Source organism: Kutzneria sp. CA-103260, from assembly GCF_018263855.1.
GTDB lineage: Bacteria > Actinomycetota > Actinomycetes > Mycobacteriales > Pseudonocardiaceae > Kutzneria.
In genome coordinates, this window is record NZ_CP073318.1 from 4,178,410 (window position 1) to 4,192,203 (window position 13,794).

Below are 13,794 nucleotides of genomic sequence, written 5' to 3' on the forward strand. Positions count from 1 at the left end.
CTCCGAGGAGCACGATGGCCGACACATCCGCCAGCACATTGCGCCGCGCGGTCGCCGCTTCGGCGATCGGCAACGCCACCGAATGGTTCGACTACGGCGTCTACGCCTACACCGCCGTCTACATCGGCAAGACCTTCTTCCCCAGCAGCAACCCAACGGCGTCCACTTTGGGCAGCTTGCTGGTGTTCGCGGTGTCCTTCCTGATCCGCCCGCTGGGCGGCCTGGTCTGGGGCCCGCTCGGCGACCGTGTCGGCCGGCAGCGCGTGCTGGCCATGACCATCATCTTGATGGCTGGCTCGACGTTCCTGCTGGGACTGCTGCCCGGCTACTCGTCATGGGGCATCGCGGCGCCGATCGGCCTGGTGGTGCTGCGCATGATCCAGGGCTTCTCCACCGGCGGGGAGTACGGTGGAGCGGCGACCTTCATGGCCGAGTACGCGCCGGACCGCAAACGCGGCGTGTACGGCAGTTTCCTGGAGTTCGGCACGCTGTCCGGCTTCACCGTCGGCGCGGTGATCGTGCTGCTGTCGGAGACCTTCCTCGGCGAGGCCGCGATGAACGACTGGGCCTGGCGGCTGCCGTTCCTGGTCGCCGCCCCGCTCGGCCTGGTCGGTGTCTACCTGCGCAGCAAGCTCGACGACACGCCGGTCTTCCGCGAACTGGCCCGCAACGGCGAGGTCGACCAGGAGACCGGCACGCAGTTCCGCGATCTGCTCGGCTACTGGCGGCCGGTGCTGCTGCTGATGGGCCTGGTGGTCACGCTCAACGTCGCCAACTACACGCTGCTGGCGTACATGCCGACCTATCTGGAATCGAAGATCGGCCTGACCTCGCAGCAGTCGCTGATCCTGGTGATCATCGGCCAGCTGGTGATGATGGTGCTGCTGCCGTTCTCCGGCCGGCTGTCCGACCGGGTCGGCCGCAAACCGCTGTGGTGGGCCTCGATCATCGGCTTGTTCGTGCTCACCATTCCGCTCTACAAGCTGATGGCCACCGGCTTCTGGCCGGCGGTGCTGGCCTTCGCCGTGCTGGGCCTGCTCTACCTGCCCCAGCTGAGCACCATCTCCGCCATGTTCCCGGCGATGTTCCCCGCGCACGTGCGCTACGCCGGCTTCGCCATCGCCTACAATATCTCCACGTCGCTGTTCGGCGGCACCGCCCCGGCGGTGAACCAGGCCCTGATCGGGGTCACCGGCGACGACATCTTCCCGGCCTACTACCTGATGGCCGCCTGCGTGGTCGGGGCCATCGCGCTGCGCTTCGTGCCCGAGACCAACGGGGCCTCGCTGCGGGGCCGGGAGATCCCGGGCGAGCTCATCGCGGCCGGTAAGCAGTGACCAGGAGATAGCCGTACTCGGGCAGGTCTGCGACCGGGTGCAGCAGCACGTCGATCAACTGCCGGGCGGCGTCGCCGTGTCGAGCCTCCAGCTCGGCGCGGTGCGCCCGGACGTTGTCGGCGAGGTGCCGCATGGTGGGCCGGGTGTGCTCGCTGATGTCGATCACCTGGTCCAGCACGAGGCCGGCGTCGGCGACCAGGGCCCGGTAGTCGTCGACGGTCGGCAGCTGGCTCAGGGCGAACTTCGTCAGCGCGTCGTCGTAGGCGGCCCGGTGTTCGGCGGTCAACGGCGCGCGCTGGAGGAGGTCGGCGATCACCACGCGGCCGCCGGGGCGCAGCACGCGGTGGATCTCCCGCAGCGCCCGGTCCCGGTCCATGTGCAGTAGCGACTCGAACGCCCACGCGGCGTCGAAAGAGCCGTCCGCATAAGGCAATTCCAGTGCGTCGGCCTCTTCGAAGCGGACCACGACGCCGGCCGCGGCGGCGCGTGCGGCGGCCGTCAGCACCTGTCCACGGTTGATCGACACGCCGGTGATGGCGGCGTCGACCCGGCTGGCCAGCCTGATCGCCGGCTCGCCGATGCCGCAGCCGACGTCCAGCATCCGCTCGCCGGGCCGCAGCTCCAACAGGTCGATCAGCACGTCGGTGAGCCGTTCGGCGGCGACGGCCACCGAGCTGTTGTCGTCGGCGGAAAGCCAGTAGCCGTAATGGAAGTTGACGTCCCAGGAACGCAGCAGCAGGTGCGTGTAGACGTCGTAGAAGTCCGAGACCGCGGCCGGCCGAGGCGCGGGCGACAGCCGCACCGGCAGGCTCTCGACGCCGCGGGTCAGCAACGTGAACTGCCAGGGGATGCTGGCGGCCGGCTCGGCCAGGGAGATCTCCGGGAACCGGTCCAGCAGGCCGCCGAGCATGGCCTCGCACTCGACGCGGGCCAGAGCGGCGCCGAGACAGTAATGGGCGCCGTGGCCGAAGCCGACGTGCCCGGCGGGCGCCCGGGTCAGGTCGAGCCGGTCGGCGTCGGCGAACTGCTCCTCGTCGCGGTTGGCTGACAGCAGGGACAACATCACGACTTCGCCGGCTGGAATCACCGTGTCGCCGAACGTCACGGATTCCTTGGTGTAGCGGAAGGTCCCCATGTGCACCGGCCCGTCGAAGCGGATCAGCTCCTCGACGGCGCCGGGCAGCAGCGAGGGATCATCCCGCAGCTGGGCCAGTTGGTCCGGGTGGGCGAACAGGGCCAGCATGGCCGTGCCGATCAGGTTGGCAGTGGTCTCGAAGCCGCCGATGACCATCACCGCCAGCAGGGACACCAGCTCCAGCTCGGTCAGGTCCGCGGTCACCAGGTCCCGGACCAGATCGCTGGACGGCTCGGCGATCACGTCCGTCAGGTAGTCGTGCAGCGCGTGCCCGGCCGCGCCGTACTCCTCGACCGAGCGGGTCGACATCGACACCAGCGTCTCGGTCCAGCCGCGCAGCCGGTCGGCGTCGGCGGCCGGCAGGCCGAGCAACTCGCACATGAGCAGGATCGGCAGCGGGCGGGCGATCTCCGTGACAAGGTCGACCCGCTCCCGACCGGCCAGTCCCGACAGCAGCGAGTCGACGATCTCGGCGATCCGGGGCCGCAGCTCCCGCGCCCGGGCGGGAGTGAACGCGGCGTTGGCGATCTTGCGCAGCCGGGTGTGCTGGGGCGCGTCCATGCTGAGCAGGTTCACCGCGATCGACGGCGGCAGCGCCAGCAAAGCCTTTCCCTCGTCGCCGCCGTCGCCGAGGATCTGCCCCGCCGCCACGACATCCTTGCTCAGCCGGGGATCGGCCAGCCCGGCCCGGACGTCGGCGTACCTGGTCACCAGCCACACCCGCATGCCGTTGGGCGTCATGGCCGCACTCACCGGCGCTGTTCGGCGGAGCCGAGCATAGGTCGGGTAAGGATCGCGCACGAAGGCTGGATCGAACACCGTCCCTTCCTACAAGAAGCTGCCCCAAGGGGCGAGCGCCGGTGGCCGAAAGTGACGGGGCGGCCACCCGGCGCCAGGGACTTACGACTCTGGCCGGAAGTCGTCTCGACGCCCGGGCAAAGTGGTGGTAACGCAAGCATCAACGGCGACGACTACACGCGCAAATCTCATCCACAGTGGAGGTCGCGTGACATCCGTTGCCGTCATCGGGGCCGGTCCGTACGGGCTGTCGATCGCCGCGTACCTGCGTGACTACGGTGTGAACACACGCGTTTTCGGTATCCCGCTGGACACGTGGCGTGATCACATGCCCGCCGGGATGCTGCTCAAGTCCGACGGGTTCGCGTCCAACGTGTACGGACCGAAGGCGGTCGGCACGCTGGCCGAGTACTGCCGGGAGAACGGGATCCCCTACCACGACACCGACATCCCGGTGCCGCTGCAGGTGTTCGGCGACTACGCGGCCGACTTCCAGCGCCGGTTCGTGCCGGATCTGGAGGAGGTCCTGGTGTCCGGGCTGGCCCGGGAGGGCAGCGGCTTCCGGCTCACGTTGACGGACGGTCAAGACGTGTGGGCCGACCGGGTCGTGTGCGCGGTGGGCATCACCCACTTCGCCCGCACCCCAAGGGAGTTGCGCGGTCTGCCGGCCGAGCGGATCAGCCACACCTACGACGTGCACGACCCGAGCGTGTTCGCCGGCCGGGACGTCACGGTGATCGGCGCGGGCTCGTCGGCCGTGGACACGGCGGTGCTGCTGGCCGAGGCCGGGGCCACGGTGTCGCTGGTGGCCCGGGCCAATGAGGTGAAGTTCGGCGGCGACCCCGGCCCGCGAGGTCTCTGGGAGAAGCTGCGCAGCCCGTCCTCGGGCGTCGGCCCGGGACTGCGGAACTGGCTGTGCGAGGCCATGCCGTCGCTGTTCCGCTTCCTTCCCGGCGAGCTCCGGCTGCGGCTGATCCGCACCCACCTGGGCCCGAAGTCCCCGCACCACATGAAGGAGCGCTTCGACGCCGGCGTCCGCACGCACCTCGGCCGGGCCATCACCGCGGCCCGCGAAGTTGACGGCAAGGTAGAGCTGTCGCTCAGCGGCGGGCAGACGGTGACGACCGATCACGTGGTGACGGCGACCGGTTACTACCCGGACCTGGCCCGGCTGAAGTTCCTCAGCGACGACCTGCGCCGCGCGGTGCGCACCCACTCGCGGATGCCGATGGTGTCGCGGTGGTTCGAGAGTTCCGTGTCCGGCCTGTACTTCGTCGGCCCGGCCGCGGTGGACACCTTCGGTCCGCTGATGCGGTTCATGGTCGGCGCGGAGTACGTGGCCCCGCGCATCGCCTACCGACTGGCCCGGCGGGCCGGGGCGCCGGTCTCGGTGGCCCAGGCCCGGCCGCGGCGGAGACGGTGGCTGGTCCGTTGATCGTCTACAAGGCCAACGGGGTGCGGATCGACCTCGTGCGCGAGGGATCCGCGGGCGCGCTGGTGCTCGTGCCGGGTCTTGAGGGCGATCCCGACGAGCTGGCCGGGGTGATCGCCGGCTACACCGGGCCACAGGCCGTCTACGTGGCCGCGCCGATGCTGGTCGACGACCGGGGCGTGGCCGTCGAGACGGTGGAGCGGATGGCCGAGCTGATGGTCGCCGCGCTGGCCGAGGTGTTGGGCGACGAGCCGTACCATCTCGGCGGCTACTCGTTCGGCGGCCTGATCGCCTGGGAGATGGCCCAGCGGCGCAAGGAATCCGGGCGACTGTTCCTGATCGAGGCGATCTTCGACGAGCGGTACTGGAACCGCCGGCTGTGGCTGGTGGCGATGCGCCGGCGCGGCCTCAACCAGCTGTCCCGGATCTCCCACCTGCCGCCGCGGCAAGCCGTCGCCGAGTTCGGGCTGCGCGGCCGGCGGCTGGTGCGCCGGCTGGTCCGGCGGTCCTCCGGTGGCGAGGCGACCGCCGTGTCCACTGGGGAAACCGACGCCGGCCGTCGTGCGTACGCCGCGATGCCGCGCTACCGGCCCACCTATCACGACGGCGCCGTGACGGTGTTGGCCGCGACCGACAACCGGCATTTCGGTTGCGACACCGCCGAATGCTGGCAGGGGCTGGCCCGCGACTTGTCGGTGCGGCGCATCGTCGGCGATCACCTGACCATCGTCGGCGATCCCGAGGCAGCGGCCGCGGTCGCCGACGGCATCGGCCGGGACATCAACCAGGGCCCGGGAGTTCGCCCCGCGCCGGGTTTCGAGCGGGTGCTGATCGTCTCGACCATGCGGTGGTTCTCGGCGGCGCGGCTGGCCGACGCGATGGTCGAGGCTGGCTTCACGGTGTCGGCCTGCCAGCCGGCCGGGCATCCGCTCGAGGTTGTGGACGGACTGGACGGTCAGTACCCGCTACACAAGTCGCGGCCGCTGCGATCGATCCAGCACGCCATCGACGCGGCCAAGCCGGATCTTGTGCTGTGTGACGACGAGCGGTCGCTGGTTCTGTTGCGGCGCCTGCATTCCCGCACCGACGATCTGGTGCTGGCCCGGTCACTGGGCGAGTGGACGCGGATGACCTCCCGCACCGCGGTCGCCGAGGGCGCCCGCGAGGCCGGGGTCACCGCGCCGTTCACCGCCGCCGTCGGCAGCATCGAGGCGCTGATGCAGTGGGCGCTTCCGTTCGTGCTCAAGACCGACGGCAGCTCCGGCGGCCGGGGAGTCGCCGCGGTCAGTGATTCCGGTTCCCTGTCCCGAATCTGGCGTTCCCTCTCCACTCCCCCGCCGCTGCACGTGGCCGTGAAACGGGCGCTGGTGAACCGTGAGCTCCAGTCGTTCGGCTCGCTGCTGCTGCGCCGGCGGCCGACCGTCAACGTGCAGCAGTTCCAGGCCGGCACCGATGCCATCGCCACCGTCGCCTGCCTCGACGGCGAGGTGCTTTCGTTGGTGTGCCTGGAAGTCGTGCTGGCCGAGGAGCTGCGGGGGCCGTCGGCCGTGGTGCGGGTCGTCGACCATCCCGGCATGGCCGAGGCCGCCCGGAAGGTCGTTCGGCACTTCGGGCTCAGCGGCTTCTGCGGCCTCGACTTCGTGACCGCCGAGGACGGCACCGCCTGGTTCATCGAGCTCAACGCCCGTGTCACCCCGACCTGCCACCTGCTGTTCGACACTCCCCGCCCGGTCGGCGAGGTCATCGCCCTGTTCCCGGCCGAGCACGGCGCCACCGCCTACGCCGACTGCGTCGACCTCCCCGTCCGGGCCCCGCGCCTGGCCGAGCGGGGCCGGCAGGAGGCCGCCCGGCGGCGGCATCCGGTGTGGCGCCGGATCCGCACCCTCACCAAGCGGCCCGCCATGTGACCCGCCTCGCGGCCGGCACGACCTGGTTGACCGGGCCGTGCCGGCCACCTAACCTCGACATGGTCATTAACTAATAGACCATTACAGGAGTGGCCATGTCCGAGGACCCGTGGTTCCTGAAGGTGCTCGACCCCGACGTGGTGCTGGCCGCCCCGGCGATGAACGGCAGCCTGCGCGGGGCCGAGGCGGTCGCCGCGCAGGTCCGCACCGTGGCCTCGTTCTACCGGGACTACCAGGTCGTCTACAGCGGCGAGTTCGGCGACCGGCGGATCAACGAGTACACGGCGGTGGTGGAAGGCCGTCCGGTAACCGGGCTCGGCACCTTCCACCTCAACGAACGCGGACTGGTGGACGAGATCGTGATCAACCACCGGCCGCTGTCGGCCGCCCTGACGGTGTCCCGGCTGCTGGGCGAGAGCGAGAGCGGCCGACGCCACCGGGACGAGTTCTTCCACCCGGACGGCCAGACCCACGAGGACCTGCTGCGCTATTCCGACGAGCACGAACGGGAACTGTGACGAGTCGGTCGGGTGATCACACCGCGCCGCGGGACCGCCGCATCGCGTCGGCGACCTGCTCGCGGACCCGCTGCCAGTCGTCGGCGATCTCGCCGTGCTCCGGCTCCACGGCCAGCAGCGTCTCCACGATCCGGCCCACCACGTCCGGGTGGCCCAGCGGCGCCGGGTCCACGCGCACCGTCTCATCACTGACGAAGGTCCGCAGCAGCACGCCTTCGTCGGCCAGGTCGCGGCGGACGGCCTCGGCCGTGGGCGTCGGATCGACCACGACCACCGAGCGCACCTGGTCGGCGTGCCTTATGGCGAGGCGCAGCACTGCCTCGGTCGCCCGGCCGCTCGACACCAGGTGCACCGGCCCCAGCCCGGTCAGCATCGCGTCGATGCCGTCCAGGCCGGCGTAGCGGTTCCAGCCGATCCGCAGGTGCTCGGCCAGCGGCCGCCACGTCGCCGGCAGCGCGCCGTGGTCGGCCAAGCCGCCGAGGTCGAGCACCAGCACCGTGAGCCCGTCCTCCGGGCCGTGCCACACCAATGCCGGGGATGTCATGCCCTCACCTCCGCGAATTCGCGTGTCGCCGATCGAGTACCTGGCATCGGGGCCGCTATGCGCCGTTTGGCCGCACCGCGACCGGCGTGTCCATCGGGGCGAGATCCGTTGCCCCCTGCGAACACGCCGCGTGGTGCGGGTTTTCCGGCACCGGTACCGTCACCGGAACAGGGCTGGGACTGCAGAAACGGGCGGGCACGAGGATGGCTTCCAAGCTTCCGACGGTGGTTCTGGTGCACGGCGCGTGGCACGGGCCGTGGTGTTGGGACGGGGTCCGCGAGCAGCTGGCCGCCGTCGGCATCTCCTCGACCGCGGTGACGCTGACCAGCTCGGGCCCACAGCTGGGCGGCCTCCAGGACGACATCGCGGCCGTGCACGCCCGGCTGGACCAGCTGGACGGGCCGTTCGTCCTGGTCGGGCACTCCTACGGCGGCATCCCGATGACGAGCGTGGCCGCGACCCGAAGCGACGTCCGGCACGCGGTGTACGTCTGCGCGTTCGCGATTCCGGCGGGGGAATCGCTGCTGAGCGCGGTGGGCGGAACACCGCCGGAGTGGTGGGTGATCGCCGAGGACCAGCGGACGGTGACACCGGACGACCCACGGAAGGTCTTCTTCAACGCGTCGGACCCCGACCCGGCGCCCCAGCTCACGCCGCAGTCGATGCGGTCGTTCCGGGAGCCGCTGGGCGAGGCGGCCTACGGCCGGGTGCCGGCGACCTACGTGATTTGCGAGCGTGACGCGGCGATGCCGCCCCTCCTCCAGGAAGAGATGGCCAAGGGCATCGGCGCCGCGGCCGCCCGCCTGGACGCGGACCACAGCCCGTGGCTCGGCCGCCCGGCCGAACTGGCGAAGATCATCGCAGGGAGCACACAGGAATGACCCGGTCCACTCTGGACATGGACGCCGACGAACTGGCGGCGGAGCTGGCCGCCCTGGGCCGCGCGCTGCCGCCGCTGCTGCGGGCGGAGTTCGAGAACGAGCACGACGTGGTTCGCCGGGAGGCTCAGCGCTCAGGCGACCTGGCCAGCACCCGGGTGCTGCTGGCCAAGTGGCGCGGGGTCGCGGCGGCCGAGCAGAAGGAGCCCGGCATCTCGCACCGCGTGCTGGCCGAGGCCGCCGAGCTCCAGGCCCGGGACGAGCAGCGCCAGCGGTAACCCATGACTTGGTAAGGCCCAACCCTTGACATCGTAAGGACTCTTCACGAACATGGGGGTTCCGCCGCCGAAGAAGATCCTCCAAAACCCTGCCCACTGGAGAAGCTTCGGTGACAACCAAACATGTCGTGCGCGCGGCCCTGTCCGCCTGCGCCGTTCTCGCCCTGTGCACCACCACGGCCGGGGCCGCGGCCATGGCCGCACCGGCTCCCTCGGTCCTGCGCGTGCAGGCCCAGGGCGACCTGAACGACCCGGCCAAGAAGGAAATCGCGATGGAGCTGGTCTCCAGCGCGGAGAACTCCTCACTGGACTGGAAGGCCCAGTACAGCTACATCGAGGACATCGGCGACGGCCGCGGCTACACCGCCGGCATCATCGGCTTCTGCTCCGGCACCGGCGACATGCTGGAGCTGGTGCAGGCCTACACCGACAGCGAGCCCGACAACGTGCTGGCCAAGTACCTGCCGGCGCTGAAGAAGGTCAACGGCTCCGACTCGCACGCCGGGCTGGGCTCGGCCTTCGTGAACGACTGGAAGACCGCGGCCAAGGACTCGGCGTTCCAGACGGCCCAGAACAACGAGCGGGACCGGGTGTACTTCAACCCGGCGGTCAACCAGGGCAAGTCCGACGGCCTGGGCGCGCTGGGCCAGTTCATCTACTACGACGCCATCGTCATGCACGGCCCCGGCGACGACGGCACCTCCTTCGGCGGCATCCGCAAGACCGCGCTGAAGAAGGCCAAGACGCCGGCCCAGGGCGGCGACGAGACCACCTATCTCAACGCCTTCCTCGACGCGCGCAAGGCCGCCATGAAGACCGAGGAGGCGCACAGCGACACCTCCCGCGTCGACACCGAGCAGCGAGTCTTCCTCAACGCCGGCAACCTGGCGCTGAACCCGCCGCTGCGCTGGAAGGTCTACGGCGACCCTTACTCGATCGGCTGATCCGACCCCGCCCACATGAGTGGCTCACTTGACCCCAAAAGGCCATCTGAGCCACTCATGTACGGCAAAAACGGCACATGAGTGGCTTACTTGACCCCCAGTGTCCACCTCTGAGGCTGCGGCCGCCGCCGGCTCTGTGGCGAACGAGGCGATCAGTGGCTGGGATGCGTGGTCGGCGAGCCCGGGGCGTGATTGGCGGACGGGCCGGGATGGCTGGTGGACGGCGAGTTCGCGCCGTGCCCTTGGCCGCCGTGATCCACATCCGTGCTCGCCGGCGGAACGGCCGTGACCGTGACGCCGGCGTGTCCATGGCTGGCAAGCAGCTTGGCGCAGTAGGCGTCGACGTCGTCCTTGCCGCCGGCAGCGGTGATCAGCGCGCTGAACGGCGGGCTGTCCAGTGCTTTGCCGTGCTCCGAGCCCGCGCCGGCCGCGTAGGCCTGGCACAAGCCGGTCACGGACGGCGACGGGGACTCCGGGGACCTCGGCGAGGACGTGCCGTGATCGTCACTGTCGCCGACGCCGGGCGACTCGCTGGCTGAGGACGATTCCGCCGAGGTGGCGGGAGCGCTGGAGTGGGCGGGCGCGACCGTGGAGTTCCCACCCAGGGGGCTGCGCAGGTAACCGGTCGCGGCGGCCGTCGCGATGCCGCCGACGGCCACGGCCACGGCGGCCACGGCGGCGGCGATCCTGGCCGTGAGCAGCTTGGCCAGCAAGGTCTTGACCATCGACGGTCGCTGGGGCTGATGGGCGGTCCCGAGACGAGCGGCGCGGAACGCCGCGACAGCGGCCTGCTCACCGGCGAGCTCGCCGTCACGGGCGGGGGCGGCCGCGGCGGCGAGCAGGTCGGTCAGCGGATCTCCACCGGCGACCGGTGCACCGCCCAGCATCTGCTCGCAGGTGCGCCGGTCGAGACGGCGGCGACGGTGGTGCGTGCTCATCTCACCTCCTTCAGCGTCGGCGTGGCCATTTGTGTCACACCATTCGCTGACCTGCGGTTTTTCGCCGCCGGCGGGGGCGTTCGCGATTCGGCGTCGAGGAGATCGGCGAGCTTGCGCAGTCCTCGGTGGGCCGCGGTGCGCACGGCTCCGGCGCGCTTGCCGAGCACCCGGGCCGCCGCAGTGGCGTCCAGCCCCATGACCGCCCGCAGCAGGACCGCTTCGGCCTGGTCGCGGGGCAGCTTCGCGACCAACGCCAGCGCCGCGTCGGTGCCGATCGCGTCCACTGCGGACTCGGCGGTGTCCTCGCGAGCGGGCACCTCGGCCAACTGCTCGTCCTGCGCCGAGCTGGCTGGACGCCTGCGCTGGTGGCGTAGGTGGTCCATGGCTCGATTCCGGGCGATGGTCGCCGCCCAGCCGCGAAATCCGTCCAGGTCGCCCCGGAAGGTCGCCAAGTCCCGGGCGATCTGCAGCCACGCCTCCGACGCCACGTCCTCGGCGTCGTCACCGACCAGAACCCGCAGGTAGCGCAGCACCCCTGGCTGAACAGCGCGGTACAGCACCCGAAAACCGTCCTCGTCACCGTCCTGCGCGGCCCGCAACGCAGTCGAGGGGTCTGCCATCGACCTCCACCGCACCGGAGGTTCGTCCGGCATGTCCTGCCCGAAGTCTTCGGGACGGACCGACACCAGTGCCCTCACCACCTTCACCAAGCCGCCCCACGACCGCGACATCATGCGTGCGGGGTGTGTGTCGCGCAAGCGCCCTGGCGCATTACGCATCGTCTACGCGAGCTCGCCGAGCACCTCACGCCAGCCAACGCGCAGAACGTGGCCGGATCGGCGGACACCACCGCGATATCGGCGCAAAGCCGCAGGTCGGAGGGTGGTGTGACACAAACGAGGATGTCGACGCTGAAGGAGGTGAGATGAGCAGCGGTCGCGGCGTGTCAGGCCGCTCGTCTCGGCCCCGGCCCCGCACTCACGGAGACGCTCAATGATCAAGACCGGCCTGGCAGAACTGGTCACGGCCAGGATCGCCGCTGCCGCGACCGGCTGCGCGTCCCCGTCCTCCGCTCCACCGAGTCCTCCCCTCCCACCGGCCGGCGGCGGCCTACTTCCCCTAGACACCCCAGGGGTCGCCGCCACAGGACGGGCGGCGGTCTGTCCCCCAGCATTCCGCCGCTCGTCCGCCCCTCCACGAAACACCCACGTTCACAATGATTATCTTGCGCCGAAAGGGAATCGGTCCAGTGGTGACATCCGTCCACTCCGGATGCACGATGCGCGAACACGCCGGGCACTGACACCCGGTCCCTGCCACAGTGGAGGTCGCTTTGCGTAATCTCCTCGCCCTGTTGGCCAGCCTGACACTGGCCATGTCACTGACCGCGACCGCCGTTGGCGGCATCCATTCCGCGCACCGCGTCTGCGACCGTCCGACCGCGGGCCAGGCGGCTTGCGAGGCATGGCTCAACGACGCTGTCACATCGATGTCAGCGACTCCGGCGGCCACGCCGTCCGGCTACGGACCGTCCGACCTGAGATCGGCCTACAACCTCACCACGTCGACCAGCGCGGGCGCCGGCCAGACGATCGCGATCGTCGACGCCTACGACGATCCGACCGCGTTCGCCGACGTCAATGTCTACCGGGCGCAGTACGGCATCCCGGCGCTGGCCTCGTGCACCCCGTCGACGATCAGGTCCAGCACCACCGCGTGCTTCGCGAAGTCCGACCAGAGCGGAGGCGTACGCTACCCCCGCGCCAACGGCGGCTGGGCCCAGGAGGTCTCGCTCGACCTGGACATGGCGTCGGCGATCTGTCCACAGTGCAATGTCCTGCTCGTCGAGGCCGGTAGCGCCTCGCTGGCCAACCTGGGCACGGCGGTGAACACGGCCGTCAAGCTCGGCGCGAACGCGGTCAGCAACAGCTACGGCGGCAGTGAGTCCGCTTCGGAGGCCAGGTCGGAGAGCACGTACTACAACCACCCGGGGGTGGCGATCACGGCCAGTTCGGGTGACGGTGGCTACGGCGTCGAGTTCCCGGCGGCATCCCGGTACGTCACCGCCGTCGGCGGCACCTCCCTGAGCAAGGCCGGCAATTCCCGTGGCTGGAGCGAGACGGCGTGGAGCGGTGCCGGCAGCGGTTGCTCCGGCCACATCACCAAGCCCTCGTGGCAGACCGATTCAGGCTGCGCCAACCGCACCGTCGCCGACGTCAGCGCCGTGGCCGACCCCAACACCGGTGTCGCGGTCTACGACAGCACGTCCTACCAGGGACGCAAGGGCTGGCTGGTGTTCGGCGGCACCAGCGTCGCCTCGCCGATCATCGGGTCGATCTACGCACTGGCCGGCAACGCGTCATCGCTGACCTACGCGTCGTCGATCTACAACCACACCGGCGCGCTGTACGACGTCGTCGGCGGCAGCAACGGAAGCTGCGGCGGCACGTATCTCTGCGCGGCTGTCAGCGGTTACGACGGTCCCACCGGCCTCGGCACGCCCAACGGCACCGGGGCTTTCTGAATGATGCGGTGCGGGGCCGGTCGCTCTCCCAACGGACCGGCCCCGCACCGTCCGGGGCGACCGAATGACCTTGTGCCTTGCAGTGGGCTGCTCCCAACGGAAGTCAGACGATGCCTGTCGCCAGTGATTTCTCCGAAAGACCGGTGTTCGTCGACCCCAGCGGACGTCGTCGCCGGTTCCTCCGGCGTCTCGCGATCGCCGTCTGCGCCCTGTTCGCCGCCTACGTGGTGCTGCTGTGCGCCGCGCTGTCCGGTGCGCCGATCCCTCCGTCGGCGCTGCTGCCGCTGCCGGGCGCGCCGACCAGTGTCGAGCCGACCGCGATCGACCAGCAACCCGAGCAGTCGGGTGTTCCCACCTTGGCAACAACTTCCGCCAGCCACGTCGGCCGCACCAGCCACACCGCGGCCACGACGGCAACGGTCGCGCAGCCGACGCTGACCTCTCAGCTGTCCGCCGGACCGACTGTCACGACCACCACCGGCAACCGCAACTCCCACGCTCCGTCAACGCCACCCGGCCGGGTCAGGCGGACCGACACCACAACGCCGAGCCCGTAGCGAG

At 70.4% G+C, this 13,794-nt stretch carries 13 protein-coding genes; 9 read left to right on the forward strand and 4 right to left on the reverse strand.

Annotated elements, in window-relative coordinates; all coding sequences use genetic code 11:
- Positions 1–14 precede the first annotated feature (14 nt).
- Complete coding sequence (locus JJ691_RS17790; protein WP_211769868.1) at positions 15–1,337, forward strand: MFS transporter; 1,323 nt, start codon at positions 15–17, stop codon at positions 1,335–1,337.
- Here the strand turns inward: JJ691_RS17790 and JJ691_RS17795 are convergent.
- The gene (locus tag JJ691_RS17795) at positions 1,315–3,225 is read right to left on the reverse strand and encodes a cytochrome P450 (protein ID WP_211769869.1); all 1,911 of its coding nucleotides are present in this window, start codon (positions 3,223–3,225) and stop codon (positions 1,315–1,317) included. The two genes, JJ691_RS17790 and JJ691_RS17795, sit on opposite strands and share 23 nt — an antisense overlap.
- 253 nt (positions 3,226–3,478) lie before the next feature.
- Between JJ691_RS17795 and JJ691_RS17800 the strand changes: the two genes are divergently transcribed.
- From JJ691_RS17800 to JJ691_RS17810, 3 genes are all read left to right on the forward strand, one after another.
- On the forward strand, positions 3,479–4,705 hold the full coding sequence (locus JJ691_RS17800; protein WP_211769870.1) for an NAD(P)-binding domain-containing protein: 1,227 nt from the start codon (positions 3,479–3,481) through the stop codon (positions 4,703–4,705).
- Complete coding sequence (locus JJ691_RS17805) at positions 4,690–6,609, forward strand: thioesterase domain-containing protein (RefSeq protein ID WP_211769871.1); 1,920 nt, start codon at positions 4,690–4,692, stop codon at positions 6,607–6,609. Before JJ691_RS17800 ends, JJ691_RS17805 begins: the two co-directional genes overlap by 16 nt.
- Positions 6,610–6,704: 95 nt before the next feature.
- Positions 6,705–7,127: a hypothetical protein gene (locus JJ691_RS17810; protein ID WP_211769872.1), complete on the forward strand. Its 423-nt coding sequence runs from the start codon at positions 6,705–6,707 to the stop codon at positions 7,125–7,127.
- Positions 7,128–7,143: 16 nt separating this feature from the next.
- Here the strand turns inward: JJ691_RS17810 and JJ691_RS17815 are convergent, their stop codons facing one another.
- Positions 7,144–7,671 carry a hypothetical protein gene (locus JJ691_RS17815; RefSeq protein WP_211769873.1) on the reverse strand — a complete coding sequence of 176 codons (528 nt, stop codon included), beginning with the start codon at positions 7,669–7,671 and terminating at the stop codon, positions 7,144–7,146.
- 224 nt (positions 7,672–7,895) lie between these two features.
- Here JJ691_RS17815 and JJ691_RS17820 point away from each other — a divergent pair, with 224 nt between their 5' ends.
- The 3 genes from JJ691_RS17820 (at position 7,896) to JJ691_RS17830 (ending at position 9,771) form a co-directional block, all read left to right on the forward strand.
- Positions 7,896–8,552: an alpha/beta hydrolase gene (locus JJ691_RS17820; RefSeq protein WP_211769874.1), complete on the forward strand. Its 657-nt coding sequence runs from the start codon at positions 7,896–7,898 to the stop codon at positions 8,550–8,552.
- The gene (locus JJ691_RS17825) at positions 8,549–8,827 is read left to right on the forward strand and encodes a DUF6247 family protein (protein WP_211769875.1); all 279 of its coding nucleotides are present in this window, start codon (positions 8,549–8,551) and stop codon (positions 8,825–8,827) included. The genes JJ691_RS17820 and JJ691_RS17825 overlap by 4 nt, the downstream gene beginning before the upstream one ends.
- Positions 8,828–8,937: 110 nt before the next feature.
- The gene (locus JJ691_RS17830) at positions 8,938–9,771 is read left to right on the forward strand and encodes a chitosanase (protein ID WP_249228003.1); all 834 of its coding nucleotides are present in this window, start codon (positions 8,938–8,940) and stop codon (positions 9,769–9,771) included.
- Positions 9,772–9,923: 152 nt separating this feature from the next.
- Here JJ691_RS17830 and JJ691_RS17835 read toward each other — a convergent pair whose 3' ends face one another.
- Both JJ691_RS17835 and JJ691_RS17840 read right to left on the reverse strand, forming a co-directional pair.
- Positions 9,924–10,709, reverse strand: coding sequence for a hypothetical protein (locus tag JJ691_RS17835; protein ID WP_211769876.1), 786 nt, complete (start codon positions 10,707–10,709; stop codon positions 9,924–9,926).
- On the reverse strand, positions 10,706–11,329 hold the full coding sequence (locus tag JJ691_RS17840; RefSeq protein WP_211769877.1) for an RNA polymerase sigma factor: 624 nt from the start codon (positions 11,327–11,329) through the stop codon (positions 10,706–10,708). Before JJ691_RS17840 ends, JJ691_RS17835 begins: the two co-directional genes overlap by 4 nt.
- 713 nt (positions 11,330–12,042) lie before the next feature.
- Between JJ691_RS17840 and JJ691_RS17845 the strand changes: the two genes are divergently transcribed.
- Together JJ691_RS17845 and JJ691_RS17850 are read left to right on the forward strand one after the other, a co-directional pair.
- Complete coding sequence (locus tag JJ691_RS17845) at positions 12,043–13,233, forward strand: S53 family peptidase (RefSeq protein ID WP_211769878.1); 1,191 nt, start codon at positions 12,043–12,045, stop codon at positions 13,231–13,233.
- Between the two features lie 110 nt (positions 13,234–13,343).
- Positions 13,344–13,790 (forward strand): hypothetical protein, encoded by a 447-nt coding sequence (locus tag JJ691_RS17850; protein ID WP_211769879.1) that lies wholly within the window; start codon positions 13,344–13,346, stop codon positions 13,788–13,790.
- Positions 13,791–13,794 lie beyond the last annotated feature (4 nt).